The organism is Streptomyces winkii (assembly GCF_032248595.1).
Lineage (GTDB): Bacteria > Actinomycetota > Actinomycetes > Streptomycetales > Streptomycetaceae > Streptomyces > Streptomyces winkii.
Map to the genome: position 1 here is coordinate 696429 of NZ_JASTTH010000002.1, position 16396 is coordinate 712824.

20 protein-coding genes are annotated in these 16396 nt (G+C 71.9%); 13 read left to right on the plus strand and 7 right to left on the minus strand.

Features of this window, described 5'->3' with window-relative positions; translation table 11 throughout:
• Nucleotides 1-174: 174 nt before the first annotated feature.
• The 3 genes from QQM67_RS30605 to QQM67_RS07350 are packed head-to-tail and all read left to right on the plus strand — an operon-like array spanning nt 175 to nt 1317.
• The gene (locus QQM67_RS30605; protein WP_399065627.1) at nt 175-438 is read left to right on the plus strand and encodes a hypothetical protein; all 264 of its coding nucleotides are present in this window, start codon (nt 175-177) and stop codon (nt 436-438) included.
• On the plus strand, nt 431-730 hold the full coding sequence (locus tag QQM67_RS30610; protein WP_399065630.1) for an SH3-like domain-containing protein: 300 nt from the start codon (nt 431-433) through the stop codon (nt 728-730). The genes QQM67_RS30605 and QQM67_RS30610 overlap by 8 nt, the downstream gene beginning before the upstream one ends.
• Complete coding sequence (locus QQM67_RS07350; RefSeq protein ID WP_314172779.1) at nt 727-1317, plus strand: nitrile hydratase subunit alpha; 591 nt, start codon at nt 727-729, stop codon at nt 1315-1317. Before QQM67_RS30610 ends, QQM67_RS07350 begins: the two co-directional genes overlap by 4 nt.
• Before the next feature lie 30 nt (nt 1318-1347).
• On the opposite strand, the gene QQM67_RS07355 is transcribed toward QQM67_RS07350, so the two are convergent.
• The 7 genes from QQM67_RS07355 to QQM67_RS07385 all read right to left on the minus strand — a co-directional run bounded on the left by QQM67_RS07355 (nt 1348) and on the right by QQM67_RS07385 (nt 8121).
• Entirely contained in the window at nt 1348-1980 is a 633-nt protein-coding gene (locus QQM67_RS07355; RefSeq protein WP_314172780.1) for a TIGR03085 family metal-binding protein, read from the minus strand.
• Between the two features lie 64 nt (nt 1981-2044).
• Nucleotides 2045-3160: a zinc-binding dehydrogenase gene (locus tag QQM67_RS07360; RefSeq protein WP_314172781.1), complete on the minus strand. Its 1116-nt coding sequence runs from the start codon at nt 3158-3160 to the stop codon at nt 2045-2047.
• A gap of 9 nt (nt 3161-3169) precedes the next feature.
• Nucleotides 3170-3907 carry an alpha/beta hydrolase gene (locus QQM67_RS07365; RefSeq protein WP_314172782.1) on the minus strand — a complete coding sequence of 246 codons (738 nt, stop codon included), beginning with the start codon at nt 3905-3907 and terminating at the stop codon, nt 3170-3172.
• Nucleotides 3898-4986 (minus strand): LysR substrate-binding domain-containing protein, encoded by a 1089-nt coding sequence (locus tag QQM67_RS07370; protein WP_314172783.1) that lies wholly within the window; start codon nt 4984-4986, stop codon nt 3898-3900. The genes QQM67_RS07365 and QQM67_RS07370 overlap by 10 nt, the downstream gene beginning before the upstream one ends.
• Nucleotides 4987-4994: 8 nt before the next feature.
• Nucleotides 4995-5333, minus strand: a complete 339-nt coding sequence (locus tag QQM67_RS07375) for a non-heme iron oxygenase ferredoxin subunit (RefSeq protein WP_314172784.1) — start codon at nt 5331-5333, stop codon at nt 4995-4997.
• 91 nt (nt 5334-5424) lie between these two features.
• Nucleotides 5425-7014, minus strand: a complete 1590-nt coding sequence (locus tag QQM67_RS07380; protein WP_314172785.1) for a xylulokinase — start codon at nt 7012-7014, stop codon at nt 5425-5427.
• 105 nt (nt 7015-7119) lie between these two features.
• On the minus strand, nt 7120-8121 hold the full coding sequence (locus QQM67_RS07385) for a fatty acid desaturase (protein WP_314172786.1): 1002 nt from the start codon (nt 8119-8121) through the stop codon (nt 7120-7122).
• A 192-nt stretch (nt 8122-8313) separates the two neighbouring features.
• On the opposite strand from QQM67_RS07385, the gene hisI reads away from it, so the two are divergent.
• From hisI to QQM67_RS07430, 10 genes are all read left to right on the plus strand, one after another.
• Nucleotides 8314-8697: a phosphoribosyl-AMP cyclohydrolase gene (gene hisI, locus QQM67_RS07390; RefSeq protein ID WP_314172787.1), complete on the plus strand. Its 384-nt coding sequence runs from the start codon at nt 8314-8316 to the stop codon at nt 8695-8697.
• A 21-nt stretch (nt 8698-8718) separates the two neighbouring features.
• The gene (locus QQM67_RS07395; RefSeq protein WP_314172788.1) at nt 8719-10308 is read left to right on the plus strand and encodes an anthranilate synthase component I; all 1590 of its coding nucleotides are present in this window, start codon (nt 8719-8721) and stop codon (nt 10306-10308) included.
• Nucleotides 10305-11084 carry a TIGR02234 family membrane protein gene (locus QQM67_RS07400; protein WP_314172789.1) on the plus strand — a complete coding sequence of 260 codons (780 nt, stop codon included), beginning with the start codon at nt 10305-10307 and terminating at the stop codon, nt 11082-11084. The genes QQM67_RS07395 and QQM67_RS07400 overlap by 4 nt, the downstream gene beginning before the upstream one ends.
• Before the next feature lie 108 nt (nt 11085-11192).
• Nucleotides 11193-11435 carry an HGxxPAAW family protein gene (locus tag QQM67_RS07405; RefSeq protein ID WP_314172790.1) on the plus strand — a complete coding sequence of 81 codons (243 nt, stop codon included), beginning with the start codon at nt 11193-11195 and terminating at the stop codon, nt 11433-11435.
• Nucleotides 11436-11479: 44 nt separating this feature from the next.
• A complete protein-coding gene (locus QQM67_RS07410) occupies nt 11480-11869 on the plus strand; it encodes a DUF2752 domain-containing protein (protein ID WP_314172791.1) in 390 nt (129 codons plus the stop codon).
• Between the two features lie 217 nt (nt 11870-12086).
• Nucleotides 12087-12902 carry an indole-3-glycerol phosphate synthase TrpC gene (trpC, locus tag QQM67_RS07415; protein WP_314172792.1) on the plus strand — a complete coding sequence of 272 codons (816 nt, stop codon included), beginning with the start codon at nt 12087-12089 and terminating at the stop codon, nt 12900-12902.
• Between the two features lie 7 nt (nt 12903-12909).
• The gene (trpM, locus tag QQM67_RS30615) at nt 12910-13137 is read left to right on the plus strand and encodes a tryptophan biosynthesis modulator TrpM (protein ID WP_399065642.1); all 228 of its coding nucleotides are present in this window, start codon (nt 12910-12912) and stop codon (nt 13135-13137) included.
• 216 nt (nt 13138-13353) lie between these two features.
• Nucleotides 13354-14589 (plus strand): tryptophan synthase subunit beta, encoded by a 1236-nt coding sequence (trpB, locus tag QQM67_RS07420; protein WP_314172793.1) that lies wholly within the window; start codon nt 13354-13356, stop codon nt 14587-14589.
• A 77-nt stretch (nt 14590-14666) separates the two neighbouring features.
• The gene (trpA, locus tag QQM67_RS07425; protein ID WP_314173022.1) at nt 14667-15479 is read left to right on the plus strand and encodes a tryptophan synthase subunit alpha; all 813 of its coding nucleotides are present in this window, start codon (nt 14667-14669) and stop codon (nt 15477-15479) included.
• A gap of 102 nt (nt 15480-15581) precedes the next feature.
• A complete protein-coding gene (locus QQM67_RS07430) occupies nt 15582-16331 on the plus strand; it encodes a DsbA family protein (protein ID WP_314172794.1) in 750 nt (249 codons plus the stop codon).
• The last annotated feature ends 65 nt before the right edge of the window (nt 16332-16396 follow it).

Consider the following 16396-nt stretch of genomic DNA (forward strand, 5'->3'; position numbering starts at 1 on the left):
GGCCGGTGGCCGAATGCCGACGCGCTCCGCCGAGTTGGCGATTCGAGGTGGGTCACGTGCGCGGGCCGGGCCCGGGCCGGATGGCGGTCGGAGCCGCGGTGGTCAGGGCTGACCGGGCGCGCCCGGAGGTGCGGGGCGGTTTCCGGAGGGGGCTTGTGCGCCTAGGCTGCGGCCATGAGCAGGGTCAACGACGTCGGTGGGCAGACGGGCTTCGGGCCCGTCGTGACGGAGCAGGACGAGCCCGCCTTCCACGCGGACTGGGAGGCGCGGGTCTACGCGCTGAACGTCGCGCTCGTGCGGCGCGGCGCCTACACCCTGGACGAGTTCCGGGACGCGATCGAACGCATGCCTCCGCAGGAGTACTTGGCCGCCTCGTACTACGAGCGCTGGCTCCACGCCATCGAGCAGCTCACCGGCGGGCGGAGCGGCGATGAGTGAGCCCCCGGCGGCGCTCTTCGCGCCGGGCGACGCCGTCCGTACGTTCGCCGCCGACCCCGACCGGCATACCCGGCTGCCGCGCTACGCGCGCGGCCGTACGGGGCGGATCGTCGAGGTCACCGGCAGCTGGCCGCTCGCCGACGACGTGGCGCGGCGCCGTGCCGAGCCTCGTGTCGAGCCGGTCTACACCGTGGCGTTCGCGGCCCGCGACCTGTGGGGCGACGGCGACCACGAAGTGACACTCGACCTGTGGCAGTCGTATCTGGAGCCGTACGAGGAGGCAGCGCCATGAGCGGAACGCACACCGGCAATCCGGTCGCGGCGCGTGTGCGCCGCCTGGAGGAGCGGCTCATCGCGGAAGGGCGAGTGAGCGACGGCGAGTTGGACGCCGTCCTCACCGCGGTCCTGGACGGCGCGTCACCGCTCAACGGCGCCCGCATCGTCGCCCGCGCCTGGTGCGACGCGGGCTTCCGCGAGCGGCTGCTGGCCGACGCCAACGCGGCCCTGCCCGAGGTCGGGCTGTCCATGGCGGGCGGGCTTCAGGAGCAGCGTCTGAAGGTCGTTGCGAACACACCGGAACGCCACAACGTGCTGGTCTGCACGCTGTGTTCGTGCTATCCGGTGGCGCTGCTCGGGCCGTCGCCGTCCTGGTATAAGAGCGAGGCCTACCGCTCCCGTGTGGTGCGCGAACCGCGGGCCGTACTCGCCGAGTTCGGGCTGGACCTTCCGCCCGGACGTGAGGTCACGGTCTGGGACTCCAGCGCCGAGAGCCGCTATCTGGTCCTCCCGCAACGCCCCGCGGGCACGGAGGAGTTGACCGAGGAGGAGCTCGCACAGCTCGTCACGCGCGAGGGACTCATCGGCACGGCCGCGGTCTGACGGACCGCGGCCGCACCGCACTGCCGCGTCTCAGATGCCCAGGTCCGCGTCGTGAGCCCGTGCGACGACCTCCTTCTCGCCCTCCTCCTCGACGCGCGCGACACGCTGGCGCCCCGAGACGTACAGCACGAGCTCGTTCGGCTCGCCCGTGACCGTCACGACCGGCGTGCCCTTGCGGGCGACGACCGTCTGGCCGTTGGCGCGGCGGAGGACCAGCCCGACCGGCGACTTGCGGCCGAAGACCCGCGCCATGCTCTCCAGCCGCTTCCACAGCGCGTCCTGGAAGACGGAGTCCAGCTCGCGCGGCGTCCAGTCGGGCGCGGCGCGGCGCAGGTCCTCGGCGTGGATGTAGAACTCGACGGTGTTCGCGGCCTCGTCGACCTGCTTGAGCGCGTACGGGGACATCCGCGGCGGCCCCGTACGGATGAGCTGGATCAGCTCCTCGTACGGCTTGGCCGTGAACTCGCCCTGCACACGGTCGAGTCGGGCCGCGAGCGACTTGAGCAGGAGACCTCCGGCGGCGTCCGCGCGGCGCTCCCGCACCACCACGTGCGCGGCGAGGTCGCGGGCCCTCCAGCCTTCGCACAGAGTGGGGGCCTCCGGCCCGCCGCTCTCCAACAGATCCGCCAGAATGAGACGTTCACGCTTGGCATGGGTCGACATGCGGCCAAGGGTACGGCGGGCCGTACGGCGCGGCGGTCATTTGCCGGCCGTGTGCGGCCGGCAGTCACTCGAATTCGACCACTGAGCGCAGCGCTTGGCCGGTGAGCATCATCTCGAAGCCCTGGTTGATCCCCGAGATCGGCATGCGGTGGGTGATGAGGGAATCGATCTCCAGCCGGCCGTCGAGGTACAGGTCGACGAAGCGGTTCAGGCCGCTGCGCCCCTTGACGCCGCCGAAGTAACTGCCCTTGACGGTGCGTCCGTACCGGGCGAGCACGGGCGGGAAGGAGAGTTCGGCGTCCTTCGGCTCCACGCCCAGGAGCACGCACGTGCCCCATCCGGCGTGGCAGCAGTCGAGGGCCTGGCGCATGACCTCGACGGAGCCGGCGCACTCGAAGGCGACATCGACGCCGCCGTCCGTCAAGTCCTTGACAGCCGCCACGACTTCGGAGCCGCCGGCGCACGCGCTCGCGTCGACGAAGTCCGTCATGCCGAGGCTTTCCGCCAGCGGCTTCTTCGAGGGTGAGAGGTCGACGCCGATGATGCGGCCGGCGCTCGCGAGCCGCGCTCCCTGTACGACGTTCATGCCGATGCCGCCCAGGCCGAACACCACCACCTGGTCTCCCGCGCGCACGTCGTCGAGTGCCGCGCCCACGCCCGTGGTCACACCGCAGCCGAGGAGGCAGACGGACCCCAGCGGGGCGTCGGCACGGATGCGTGCCAGGGCGATCTCGGGCACGACCGAGCAGCGCGAGAACGTCGAGGTGCCCATGAAGTGGTGCACCGGCGTGCCCCCCAGGCGGAAGCGAGGCGTCCCGTCCGGCATCACGCCCTGGTCCCTCGTCTTCTTGATGGTCCAGCACAGGTTCGTACGGCCGCTGCGGCACATCCGGCAACTGCCGCACTCCGGCCCGTACAACGGGATCACGTGGTCCCCCGCCTCGAGTGTGGTGACGTCCCGCCCGACCTCGACGACACGGCCCGCGCCCTCGTGGCCCAGGACGGCCGGGTACACGCAGCTGGGGTTCGAGCCGTCGAAGGCCGTGGTGTCCGTGTGGCACAGGCCGCTTGCCGCGATCTCGACCAGGACTTCGCCCGCACGCGGCGGTTCGACCTCGATGGTCTCGACCGAGAGCTGCTCTCCTGGCGCGTGCAGGACCGCGGCGGGGGACGAGATCACGAACTCCTCCTAGAAGTCGAAGTGGCGCGCCGCCGTGCGCCAGGCCGTGCTGCGGGGGTCTATGAGATCGGAGTGCGCGCCGGGCACGGTGACGAGCCGCACGTCACCGCCGCGGGCTCGCGCGTCCTCCACGTAGCGCTCGCTCTGCTCGAAGGGGACCCTCGTGTCCGTCTCGCTGTGGACGCACCAGACCTTCGCACGGGGCACGGGGCAGGCGACCGGATCGGCGGACGCGTAGCGCTCCGGGAATTCCTCCGGTGGCCCGCCGAGGAACCCGGACACCGCGTCGTCGCCGACCCGCATACGTGCCGCGTGGCCGAGGTCGAGTACGCCCGCGAGGGAGACGACGCTGCGCACGCGGGCCGCCGTGCCGCCGCCGCGGGCCGCGGTACGTACCGCGAGCTGCCCGCCCGCCGAGTGCCCCACGAGGTGCACGCGGTCGAGGCCGAGGCCGAACTCCTCGGCGAGCACGTCGAGATGAGCGACGCCCGCAGCGCAGTCGTGGAGGGTGTCCGACCACACGCCCTGCCCCACGCGCCGGTACTCGACGTTCCACACGTCCATGCCCCGCTGCGACAGGTACGCGCACAGCGGAGCCGTCGTCTCCAGGCCGCGGTGGGGGCGCCAGAAGCCGCCGTGCAGTACGGCGATCACGTCCCGGGAACGGTCCTGCCCGGCTGCCCGGTACAGGTCGCCGTACTGGAAGGCGGCCGTGCCGTAGGCGCGGCGTACCGGGGTCAACGGCATTGGCGGCCGCGGTCGAAGAACTCCTCCGCCGTCGTCATGAAGGCGCGGGTCACCGAGACCGTACGGCGCTCGCGCAGGCACACGGCGAAGGCCTCCGTGAAGATCTCGGCGTCGAGGATGCGCAGCATGCGCGTGCGGCGGTCCGGCACGTACTCGACGTCGGTCGTGATGCCCACGCCGAACCCGGAGACGACCGCTTCCCGTACCCCTTCGCGGCACACCTCCAGCGTGACCCGCGGGACGATGCCGCGCTCCTGGAGCGCCTGTTCCAGGGTGAGCCGGCAGGTCGAGCCCTTCTCGCGCAACACCAGTGCCGCATCGGCGAGTTCGGCGAGCTCCACTCCCTCGCGCCCGGCCCATGGATGGTCGTCGCGGCAGAAGAGCACCACGTCCTGGCGGCTGTACGGCAGGGCGTGCAGGCGGCTGTCGAGCGTGGTCTGGCCGACGATGCCGACGTCGATCTCCTGCTCGATGAGCCGCCGCATCACGGTGGCCGAGTTGTCGAGCAGCAGCGACAGGGTCACCCCGGGATGGGCCTTGTTGAACGCGGACAGCAGCCGCATCACGAAGTACGGCGCCACTCCGCCCACCCGGAGCCTGCCGCGCAGGGTGCTGCCCGCCGAGTTGAGCAGCTCGACGGCCTCGCCCTCCAGGGCGAAGAGCTGCTTGGTGATGGTGAACAGCGATTCGCCGAGTTCGGTGAGGCGCACGCTGCGCGGTGTGCGGCGCACCAGTTCGACGCCGTAGTGCGCTTCGAGCTGACGCAGCTGGATCGTCACCGTCGGCTGGCTGACGTGCAGCAGCGTGGCCGCCGCCGTGATGCTTCCGGCGACGGCCACGGCGTGGAAGGAGCGCAGCTGGTTGAAGCTCACGTACGGCAGCGCGTTGGGGCGCGCGGCGCCCGCCGGCGCCGTGCCGCCGGAATCGCTGGAATCGCTGGAATCGGCCGTACTTTCAGCGCCGTTCGCACCCGTCGCACCGGTCCCGCCGCCGTAACCGGCCTTGAGGAGCGCCGGGGCCTGCGGCCCGTCCGTACGGGCCGCCGCGGCGGCCAGGGCGTCGGACAGGACGTCGGCCATCTGCTGTGTCACCCCTGCCCAGGCACGCGGATCCAGACCCGGCCATCGTCGACCCGCGCCGGATACACGCGCAAGGGCCGCGTCAGCGGAGGGCCCATGGCCTTGCCCGTCGGAATGTGGAACACCCCCTGGTGGCGCGGGCATTCGACGGTGTCGTCCTGCACGTAACCCTCGGACAGTGAAGCCTCCTGGTGCGTGCAGCAGTCGTCGGTGACGTAGTAGTCGCCGCCGATGTTGAAGACGGCGTACGCGTGACCGTGCACCGTGACGCAGACGACGTCCTCCTCCTCCACCTCGGACGCCTCCGTCAGGGCGCACCAGCCCCAGCCCTCTTCGGGGTCGCTCATCTCGCTCGCTCCTCGCAACTCGCCGGCCGGCGGCCCGCCTTCGGGCCGCCGGTCCCCTCCTGTCCGGCCTGATCCCTCTGCCCGCCCGGCGTCAACTGCTCCCGCCCGCACCGCTGATGGCGCTGGGCTCCGGGTCGCTGTAGCGGTTCACGAGCGCGTTGTGGCGGCTCATGCTCGACTTGAGGTCGTCGTACAGCTGCGACCACAGCTCGAAGAAGTCGACGTACATGGCGTGCAGTTCGGGATCGGGTTCGACGACGCCGCGCACGGGCGCGAGGTCCTTCATGGGCTCACGCATGTCCTCGTAGAGCCCGGCGCCGGATGCCGCGATCACGGCGTCGCCCAGTGGCGCGGCCTCGTCCACGTCGGGTATCAGCAGCCGGCGGTTGGTGACGTTGGCGGTGATCTGGTTCCACAGCGGGCTCTTCGTCGGGCCTCCGTTGAGCACGAGTTCGGGGAAGTCGGCGCCGCCGTCCTCCGCGATGCGCACGTTGGAGTACAGATCGAAGGCGACGCCCTCGATCAGCGCCCTGATGACGTGCGCGCGACCGGTGAACGGCTGGATCCCGAAGAAGACGCCGCACGCCTGCCCGTCCCAGCGCGGCGAGAGCGAATTGCCAAGATACGGCAGGTACATGAGCCCGTCCGCGCCCGGTGTGATGCGCTCGGCCTGTGCGGTGACGAGGTCGAAGACGTTGCGGCCCATGCGCTCCGCCAGCGCGCTCTCCGGGTCGGCGAACTTGTCGCGGAACCACTTCAGGGAGGCCCCGGTGAAGGCCATCGGCGCGTCGAACAGCGTCATCCCGTCCAGCACGTGGGGCCACTTGAGGATGCGGTACTCCTCGGGCAGCTCGTCCCGCGGCACGAGGACGCCGAGATTGGAGCCGGTGCCCATCGAGTAGTACGCCTGCCCGGCCTCGGTGGCTCCCGCCCCCAGCGCGGCGGCGCCGATGTCGGTGCCGCCGGCCACCACGGCCGTGCCCTCGTGCAGGCCCGTCTCGCGGGCGGCCTGCGGCGTGACGGTGCCGATGACCGTGTCGGAGGTGTGGATGTCCGGATAGATGCCGGGGGAGAGGCCGAGCGCCTCGGTGAGCGAGTGGTCCCAGCGGGCGTGACGGTGCTCGTACGGGTAGAAGAGCCCGGCGTCGCCGTGGTTCATGCTGTATTCGCCGGTCAGCCGCATCGTGCAGTAGCCGGCGGGGGAGAGGAGCTTGTGGATCGCGGCGAAGACGTCCGGTTCGTGCCGCCGCAGCCACATCGCCTTCGGCTCGATGAACCAGGACGCGACGCGGTTGCCGTTGACCGCCTTGATCCGGTTCTCGCCGACCTGCTCGCGTATCTCCTCGCACTCGCGCTGCGAGCGGCTGTCCATCCAGATCATCGCGCGCCGCAGCGGCCGCCCGTCACGGTCGACGGGGAGCGTGACGCCGACCAGTCCCGAGATCGAGACCCCCGCCACGTCGGAGGCCGGACCCGGATAGTCGCTCAGACAGCGGGAGATGCAGGAGGAGACCGCACGCCAGTAGTCGTCCGGATCCTGCTCGGCCCACCCCGGATGCGGGTGGTGCAGCGGGTGCTCCGCGGCGGCGGAGGCGACGACCTTGCCGTCCGCGGTGTCGAGGATGCACGCCTTGACGTTGGTGGTGCCGATGTCGATGCCGAGCGAGAGGTGTCCGGACAACGGAAGCTCCTTGCGGGGATCGGAGAAGCGGAGGGGAGGGGGAAGCGGCGCGGCGGCGAGGCCTGGCCGCCGCGCCGCGTGAAGTGCCCGCGCGCGGGGGCCGGTTCAGCCGGCCACCGCCGCGGACGTACTCGTGGGCACCGTCGAACCGGATCCGTTCCCGAGGTTGCCGACGATGTCGCGGTGGGCCCGGACGTACCCCTTGCTCACGACGTACTGCCGCTTGGCGGGCGCCTCGGGAAGCGCCTGGTGCAGCCGGGGCAGGTTGTGGAACGGGACGGAGGGCGCGAGATGGTGCTCCGCGTGGTACGGCATGTTCCAGTACAGGAACCGGATCACCGGATTGGTCAGCGTGGTCCGGGTGTTGGTCAGCGGGTCCGCGCCCTCCGCCATGCCGGTGTGCTCGGCCATGCGTACGAGACGGAGCGTGGGCTCGGCGGCGACACGGGGGAGCAGCCAGAACGCCAGCAGCGCGGGCCACGTCCCGGTGACGGCGCACACGGCCGCGACCAGCACGTACAGGCCGACCATCAGCCGGGCCTCCCAGATCACCCGGGGACGCTCGGACTCCGGCAGGAAGAAGCGCTCGCGGTCGTTGAAGCGCCCGGTGCAGCCGCGGTACAGCGTGCCCACCACCTTGGGCCAGAATTCCATTCCGAAAACCTCGCCCAGATAACCGGAAATGCCGTCGGGCATCGGCACCTGGTCCGGATCTCGCTCGGGGTCCTGTGTGTAGGAATGGTGTGCGGCGTGGCGATAACGGAAATAAAGCGCGGGCCGCATCATCAGCACGCCGCAGAAAGTCGCCACGGTGCTGTTCAGCCGGCGCGTACGGAAAGCCGTGCCATGCGTGCACTCGTGCATCGGTGCGAACAGGAAAACCACCACGATCCCCTGTGCGAACATGGCGGGGAGCATCCACCAGGTCCCCCAACTCCAGGCGATCAGGCCCGTGGTGACCGCGCCGACCGCCAGATGCCCGGCCATGTAGCGAAGTGCCGGGCCGTTGCGGCGCCGCTGGAGGCCCTTGAGTTCCTTGCGGGGAAGCGGTGGTTTCACGGGCTTGGCCCAGGGGTCGGCTTCGCCGGGCGTCAGCATCGGTGTCATCTGCCGCACTCCTCCCGATTTTCCTCGCCGGAGTCTCTGCTTCACAATGAGTGAAAGAGGCTCGCCATGTCGAATAGAAAAATCCAAGAATCGCCATAGATTCTCTCTATAGGGGCCCGGCGGAATCGCCGCCGGCGGCGGACACCTGCGGCACGTGCACGTCCGCGCGCGGCATGCGCGAGAATGGTCCCCATGCCCGCACGATCCTCCGCGACCTCGCTCGACCCCGAGATCGCCGCACGCCTCAAGCGCAACGCGGACGGCCTGTTCCCCGCCGTCGCCCAGCAGCACGACACGGGCGAGGTGCTGATGCTCGGCTGGATGGACGACGAAGCCCTGCACCGCACCCTCACCACCGGCCGCGCCACCTACTTCAGCCGCAGCCGCCGGGAGTACTGGGTCAAGGGCGACACCTCCGGCCACGTCCAGCACGTACGGTCCGTGGCCCTGGACTGCGACGGCGACACCGTGCTGGTCAAGGTCGACCAGGTCGGCGGCGCCTGCCACACCGGCGACCGCACCTGCTTCGACGCGGGGTCGCTCACGGTCGTGGGCGAGCCCGCCGAGGAGGGGTGACGGCCAGTAAGGTCACCGATCATGACGACTCCGGACCTCGACACATTCCGCACGCTCGCGAAGGACCGCCGCGTCATCCCCGTGACGCGGCGCCTCCTCGTCGACGGCGACACCCCCATCGCGCTCTACCGCAAGCTCACCGGCGAACGCCCGGGCACCTTCCTACTGGAGAGCGCCCCCGGAGGCTCCTCGCACGCCGGAGGCGTGGGGGGAGACAGGACCTGGTCCCGCTACTCCTTCATCGGCGTACGCAGCGCGGCGACGCTCACCGTGCGCGACGGCTCGGCGCACTGGCTGGGCACGCCGCCCGTCGGCGTGCCGGTCGGGGGCGACCCGCTGCGCGCGCTGCGGGAGACGGTCGAGGCCCTGCACACGCCGCGCGACCTTCACGAGGACTCGGACCTGCCGCCCTTCACCGGCGGCATGGTCGGCTATCTCGGATACGACATCGTGCGGCGCCTGGAGAAGGTCGGCGACAGCGCAACCACCGTCGACGACCTCGCCCTGCCCGAGCTGACGATGCTGCTCGCCTCCGACCTGGCCGTCCTCGACCACCGTGACGGCACTGTGCTGTTGATCGCCAACGCGATCAACCACAACGACCTGGACACCGGCGTCGACGAGGCGTACGCGGACGCGGTCTCCCGGCTGGAGACCATGGCCGCGGACCTGGCACGCCCCGCGCCCGCCCCGCCCGCCGTCCTGCCTCCCTCCCAACTGCCGGAGTTCACGGCACGCTCGGGCGGCGCCACGTACCAGGCGTGGGTCGAGGACATCAAGGAGCGCATCCGCGCGGGCGAGGCGTTCCAGGTCGTCCCCTCGCAGCGGTTCGAGACCGCGTGCTCCGCGAGCGCCCTCGACGTCTACCGGGTGCTGCGCGCCACCAACCCCAGCCCGTACATGTACCTGTTCCGCTTCGCGGACGGTGACGGGGGCACCTCCCACGCCGGAGGCGCAGGGGGAGGCTTCGACGTCGTCGGTTCGAGCCCCGAAGCGCTCGTCAAGGTCGAGGACGGCCAGGCGATGATGCACCCCATCGCCGGCACCCGCCCCCGCGGCCGCACACCCCAGGAAGACACGGCGCTCGCCGAGGAGTTGCTCGCCGACCCCAAGGAGCGGGCGGAGCACCTGATGCTGGTCGACCTCGGCCGCAACGACCTGGGCAAGGTGTGCGAGCCGGGCAGCGTCGAGGTCGTCGAGTTCATGTCCGTCGAGCACTACAGCCACGTCATGCACATCGTCTCCACCGTCACCGGACGGCTCGCCCCCGACCGCGCCGCCTTCGACGCGCTCACCGCGTGCTTCCCGGCGGGGACGCTCTCCGGGGCGCCCAAGCCCCGCGCCCTCCAGATCATCGAGGAGCTGGAGCCGACCCGCCGCGGCGTCTACGGAGGCTGCGTCGGCTACCTCGACTTCGCCGGGGACGCCGACATGGCGATCGCGATCCGCACCGCGCTGCTCCGCGCGGGCACCGCCTATGTGCAGGCGGGCGCCGGCGTCGTCGCCGACTCCGACCCCGTCGCGGAGGACACCGAGTGCCGGAACAAGGCGGCGGGCGTCCTCAGGGCGGTCGCCTCCGCCGAACGGCTCGGCGGTAGCGTGGACGGGTGACTTCCGTACCACAGGCACGCTCCTCGGACCCCGAACAGGGCGACGAAGGCCGCGCCGGACAGCCGGCGCCCTCAGCATCCGCCGCCGGCGAAGCCCGGACGCAGGCACACGGAGCCCGTGCCCGCGCCGCCCGCCGCGCCCTCGCGCCGGCTCTGCTGTGCGGCGCCGCCGGAGCCGCGCTCGCGCTGCTCGCCGACGGCCAGGTCTGGAGTCACGCCACGGCGTCCTTCGCGCAGGGCGGACTTCCCGTGAAGGCCGAGGGCGGCGACGTCACCGGCCTGCCCAGCGCCCTCGCGCTCGTCGGACTCGCCGCTCTCGTCGCGGTGTTCGCGGTCCGGCGCGCGGGCCGCGTCCTCGTCGCCGCGCTGCTCGCGCTCTGCGGCACCGGCACGCTCGCCGCCGGGCTGCTGGGTGCCGACGGCACCGACGCGCTCAAGCAGAAGGCCGCCGAGGCGAGCGGCCTGGCCCGTACCGGCATCGAGGCCGTGCACGTCAGCGCCTGGCCGTACGTGTCCGCGGGCGGCGGAGCACTGCTGCTGCTCGCGGGCGTGCTGGCGCTGCGCTACGGCCCGGCCTGGCCGTCGATGTCGGGGAGCACGCGATACGAGCGCACCGAGCGGCCCTCGCGCCGGCCCCGCGGTGGCGCCGGGGCGCCGGTGGACCCCGACCGTCCCGAAGACCTGTGGAAGGCGCTGGACCGCGGCGAGGACCCGACCGGTGGCCTCACCGAGGGAGCCCCGGCCCGCGCGGACGGCGCGCGCGAAGGAAGCGCCTGACCGCGCGCCGCCGGCGCGTGTGCCACCCCTGGGTCGTCGCCCTCGCGGGGCAGGGGGAAGAATGGCGGGCGAGACGCCCCAGTCGGTTGAACTACGAGGAGCACACACATGGCGGGCAACAGCCACGGTCACACCCTGGCCGCGTGGACCGGCGTGACGATCACCTTCGTCGGCTTCTGCATCTCCGGCATCTTCACGGTGCTGGCCCAGCCGGTCGGCTTCGTGGCGGGCCTCGTCGTGGTCGTCGCGGGCGGTGTCGTCGGGCTGCTGATGAAGGCCGCCGGCCTCGGCCAGCCGAAGGAGCCGGCGAACAACGGCGCCTCGGCCCAGCCGCAGGAGCAGTCGTCCTGAGCGGGCACGGACCCGTACCCGCGGGGCGCCGGACCACGGTTCCGGTGTCCCGCCTCGCCGCGCCGGCCGGCACTCTCGCCGCCGTCGGCGCGGCTTTCGCATACGTGGGGACCGTGGACCCGGGCGAGCCCGGGCACTACCCGGTCTGCCCGCTGCTGCGCTTCACCGGCCTCTACTGCCCCGGCTGCGGCGGCCTGCGCTGCGCCCACGCCGTCGTGCACGGCGACTTCGCGACGGCGCTCGGCATGAACGCCCTCGCCGTGGCGGCCTTCGCCGCCTTCGCGGCCTTCATGGTCTTCTGGGTGGTGCGCGTGCTGCGCTCCCAGCCGGTGACGGTGCCGCTGAGCACCAGGCACTGGTGGGCCCTGGGCATCCTCGCGCTGGCCTTCACGGTCGTACGGAACCTCCCGGTGGGAGCCGCGCTCGCGCCATGAGCCGGTCCGGCCCAGTCCGTACGTCCCGTCCGTACGTCTCCTCCGGTACGTACGGGCACAACCGGCAGGCCATGAACACGGTTTGTCCGGAATGCGGGATTCCAGCCAGGCGGATGCGAGTCCTCCGGCTCCCGCCCGATAGCATCGCAGTGCCCGATCTGACCATTGCTCCGCCCCGTCGCGCGGAGACCGGCCCGGACCCGAAGGAGGCCGCTCGGTGAGTGTGCTCGACGAGATCATCGAAGGGGTGCGTGAGGACCTTGCCGCGCGGCAGGCGCACGTCGGCCTCGACGAGCTCAAGGAGCGCGCCGCCGCGGCCCCGCCCGCCAAGGACGGCATCGCGGCCCTGAAGGGCGAGGACGTCCGGGTCATCTGCGAGGTCAAGCGCTCCAGCCCCTCCAAGGGCGCGCTGGCCGCGATCGCCGACCCGGCCGCGCTGGCGGCCGACTACGAGACGGGCGGCGCCTCCGTCATCTCCGTCCTCACCGAGAAGCGCCGCTTCGGCGGCTCGCTCGCGGACCTCGAGGCCGTACGGGCCAAGGTCGACATCCCGGTCCTGCGCAAGGACTTCGTCTTCTCCTCCTACCAGCTGTGGGAGGCCCGGGCGCACGGCGCGGACATCGTGCTGCTGATCGTCGCGGCGCTGGAACAGGAGGCGCTGGTCTCGCTGATCGAGCGGGCCGAGTCGATCGGGCTGACCCCACTGGTCGAGGCGCACGACGAGGACGAGACGCAGCGCGCGGTGGACGCCGGGGCCCGGATCATCGGCATCAACGCGCGCAATCTCAAGACGCTCGAGGTCGACCGCGGCAACTTCGCCCGGATCGCGCCGGAGATCCCCGCGCACATCGTCAAGGTCGCAGAGTCGGGCGTGCGGGGCCCGCACGATCTGATCGCCTACGCCAACGAGGGCGCGGACGCGGTGCTCGTCGGCGAGTCGCTGGTCACCGGCAAGGACCCCAGGTCGGCCGTCGCGGACCTCGTCGCCGCCGGAGCCCACCCCGCGCTGCGGCACGGGCACGGGAGGGGCTGACCTCCTCATGACCCCCCGCCCGGCCGTCAGTTGTGAACAGCTCCGCCCGGAGTGCGGCGCGTACGCCTCGCTGGCGCGCGGCTGCCGTCCGCGCGGCTGCCGGGCGCCGGCGCGGCGCGTGCACGGACGGCGGGTGCGTTACCACATCGGCTGTGAGCCGGGCCAGATCAACGGCCGCCGATGGCGCGGGGCCGCACGCGCGCGGACGGCCGCGACCCGCCCGGCGGGCCGCTGAGCCGCACCCCACGGAACAGAGACGCACACGCACAGACGGACGGACGTGACGGGACGGCCGAGCGGTCGCCCGCCGTCCGCTTCCCGCTCCACGTGTGACAGCGCCCGGGCAAGGAGCGCGGTGCCGCGATGCCGCGGTGTCCGACGCGCACGGTGAAGGCCGTCCCTGCTTCCGTACAACTTCCGTACATCTGCACATTCACGAGGAGCACGTCGGATGTCCGACTTCTTTGTCCCCGACCCCGAGGGCCGGGTCCCCGATCCCGGAGGCTATTTCGGCGCCTTCGGCGGCAAGTTCATTCCGGAGGCGCTCGTCGCCGCCGTCGACGAGGTGGCCGTCGAGTACGAGAAGGCCAAGGCCGACCCCGCCTTCACGGCCGAGCTCGAAGACCTGATGGTCAACTACACGGGCCGTCCCAGCCCGCTGACCGAGGTGTCCCGCTTCGCCGAACAGGCAGGCGGAGCCCGGGTCTTCCTGAAGCGCGAAGACCTCAACCACACCGGCTCGCACAAGATCAACAACGTGCTCGGCCAGGCCCTGCTGACCAAGCGCATGGGCAAGACCCGCGTCATCGCCGAGACCGGCGCGGGGCAGCACGGCGTCGCCACCGCCACCGCGTGCGCGCTCTTCGGTCTCGAATGCACCGTCTACATGGGCGAGATCGACACGCGGCGCCAGGCGCTGAACGTGGCGCGGATGCGCATGCTCGGCGCCGAGGTCGTGCCGGTCGCCTCCGGCAGCCGCACCCTCAAGGACGCCATCAACGAGGCGTTCCGCGACTGGGTCGCCAACGTCGACCGCACCCACTACCTCTTCGGTACCGTCGCGGGCCCGCACCCCTTCCCGCAGCTCGTGCGGGACTTCCACCGGGTCATCGGCGTCGAGGCGCGCCGTCAGATCATGGAGCGCGCCGGGCGGCTGCCGGACGCCGTCGCCGCGTGCGTCGGCGGCGGGTCCAACGCCATCGGGCTCTTCCACGCGTTCCTGAACGACGAGGACGTGCGGCTGGTCGGCCTCGAAGCGGCCGGGCACGGCATCGACTCCGGCGAGCACGCCGCGACGCTGTCGGTGGGCGAGCCGGGCATCCTCCACGGCTCGCGCAGCTTCGTACTCCAGGACGACGAGGGGCAGATCACCGAGCCGTACTCGATCTCGGCCGGCCTCGACTATCCGGGGATCGGCCCGGAGCACGCGTACCTGAAGCAGTCGGGACGCGGCGAGTACCGCCCCGTGACCGACGACGAGGCGATGCGCGCGCTGCGTCTGCTGTCCGAGACGGAAGGCATCATCCCGGCGATCGAGAGCGCCCACGCGCTCGCGGGTGCGCTGGAGCTGGGCCGGGAGACCGGCCCCGACGGGCTGATCCTGGTGAATCTCTCCGGGCGCGGCGACAAGGACATGGACACCGCCGCGCGGTACTTCGGCCTGTACGACGAGGGGGCGGACAAGTGAGCGCGAAGGACACCGGAGCGGCAACGACCGCGGCGGTCGCGGAGACGGCCGCGCAGACGGGACCGGCCGCCGGCGGCATCGAACTGCTGGAGTCCGTGCTGGCCGGGGCGCGCGCTGAGAACCGCGCCGCCCTCGTCGGCTATCTGCCCGCGGGGTTCCCGACCGTGGACGGCGGCGTCGAGGCGTGTGTGGCGCTGCTGGAGAGCGGCTGCGACATCGTCGAGGTCGGACTGCCGCACAGCGACCCCGTGCTGGACGGTCCGGTCATCCAGACCGCCGACGACATCGCGCTGCGCGGCGGCGTCCGCATCGCCGATGTCGTACGCACCGTGCGCGACGCTCATGCCGCCACGGGCAAGCCGGTGCTCTGCATGACGTACTGGAATCCGGTGGACCGCTACGGCGTCGACCGGTTCGCGGCGGAACTCGCTGCGGCGGGCGGCGCGGGCTGCATCCTGCCCGACCTGCCGGTGGAGGAGTCGGAGGGCTGGCGCAAGGCCGCCGAACAGCACGGGCTGGCAACGGTGTTCGTGGTCGCGCCGAGCAGCAAGGACGAGCGGCTCGCGAAGATCACGGCGGCGGGCAGCGGCTTCGTCTACGCCGCCTCGCTGATGGGCGTCACCGGGACCAGGGAGTCCGTGGGGCGTGAGGCGCAGCAGCTGGTGGCACGCACGAGGGCGACGACGCGGCTGCCCGTCTGCGTCGGGCTGGGCGTCTCCGACGCGGCGCAGGCGGAGGAGGTCGCCGCGTTCGCGGACGGCGTCATCGTCGGCTCGGCCTTCGTCAAGAGGCTGCTGGCACACCCGGACGATCTCGCTGCCGGTCTCGCGGACGTACGGACGCTCGCGGCCGAACTCGCCGCGGGCGTACGGCGGCGGCCCACGGCGTAGTCCGGCGCACCGCGCGCTCCACCCGCCCCGCGTCTCGCTCTTTCGGGCGAAACGCGGGGCGGTCGCGCAGGCGGCCCGGCCTCCCGTTCGTTGGCTCACGGTGTGAAGAGCCAGAAGATGAACGAGGAACGCCACGAGGGGAAGCGCACCGCGACGCAGCGCATGCGGGCCGCGCGCGAGCGGGACCGCACGGTGCGGAAGCGGGGCAGGCAGCTGAAGGCGGGCGGGATCGTCGTCGTCCTGCTCGCGGCCGGCGCGGGAGTGGGCGCGATGATCGCCCAGCAGACCGCGGACAAGGGCCGCTCGGTGGACGCGAAGCCGATCGCCGTGGGCAAGGGTGACGCCCCGGCCACGCTCACCGTCTACGAGGACTTCCGCTGCCCGGCCTGCGGCCAGTTCGAGAAGCAGTTCCGCGGCACGATCCGCGGGCTGGAGAAACAGGGCAGGCTCAAGGCCGAGTACCACCTCGTCACGATCATCGACGACAACCTGGGCGGCAAGGGCTCGAAGCGTGCCGCGAACGCGGCGGCGTGCGCGAGGGACGAGGGCAGGTTCCGCGAGTACCACGACGTCCTGTACAAGAACCAACCCCCGGAGCAGGACGACGCGTTCGGCAGCGACAGCCGGCTCATCGCCCTGGCCGGCAAGGTCGACGGGCTGAAGAGCCCGCGCTTCCGCGAGTGCGTGAACTCCGGGACGCACGAGGGCTGGGTGAAGAAGACGGGCGCCGCGTTCAAGAAGTCGGGCCACCAGGCGACACCGACGGTGCTGCTCGACGGGGAGAACATCTACGGCCGCGGCGAGCCGCTGACCCCGGCGTCGCTCAAGAAGAAGGTGGCGGCGGCGAGTTAGTACGAGCGGCCCGTGCGGGCCGCGAACGGCACCCCGGGCACCTGCGAGAGGTGCCCGGGGTGCGC

Coding starts and splice junctions, on each gene's coding strand:
- QQM67_RS30605 (WP_399065627.1), top strand. CDS start 175: ATGAGCAGGGTCAACGACGTCGGTGGGCAGACGGGCTTCGGGCCCGTC.
- QQM67_RS30610 (WP_399065630.1), top strand. CDS start 431: ATGAGTGAGCCCCCGGCGGCGCTCTTCGCGCCGGGCGACGCCGTCCGT.
- QQM67_RS07350 (WP_314172779.1), top strand. CDS start 727: ATGAGCGGAACGCACACCGGCAATCCGGTCGCGGCGCGTGTGCGCCGC.
- QQM67_RS07355 (WP_314172780.1), bottom strand. CDS start 1,980: ATGTCGACCCATGCCAAGCGTGAACGTCTCATTCTGGCGGATCTGTTG.
- QQM67_RS07365 (WP_314172782.1), bottom strand. CDS start 3,907: ATGCCGTTGACCCCGGTACGCCGCGCCTACGGCACGGCCGCCTTCCAG.
- QQM67_RS07370 (WP_314172783.1), bottom strand. CDS start 4,986: ATGGCCGACGTCCTGTCCGACGCCCTGGCCGCCGCGGCGGCCCGTACG.
- QQM67_RS07375 (WP_314172784.1), bottom strand. CDS start 5,333: ATGAGCGACCCCGAAGAGGGCTGGGGCTGGTGCGCCCTGACGGAGGCG.
- QQM67_RS07385 (WP_314172786.1), bottom strand. CDS start 8,121: ATGACACCGATGCTGACGCCCGGCGAAGCCGACCCCTGGGCCAAGCCC.
- hisI (WP_314172787.1), top strand. CDS start 8,314: ATGCCCGCACGATCCTCCGCGACCTCGCTCGACCCCGAGATCGCCGCA.
- QQM67_RS07395 (WP_314172788.1), top strand. CDS start 8,719: ATGACGACTCCGGACCTCGACACATTCCGCACGCTCGCGAAGGACCGC.
- QQM67_RS07405 (WP_314172790.1), top strand. CDS start 11,193: ATGGCGGGCAACAGCCACGGTCACACCCTGGCCGCGTGGACCGGCGTG.
- trpM (WP_399065642.1), top strand. CDS start 12,910: ATGACCCCCCGCCCGGCCGTCAGTTGTGAACAGCTCCGCCCGGAGTGC.
- trpB (WP_314172793.1), top strand. CDS start 13,354: ATGTCCGACTTCTTTGTCCCCGACCCCGAGGGCCGGGTCCCCGATCCC.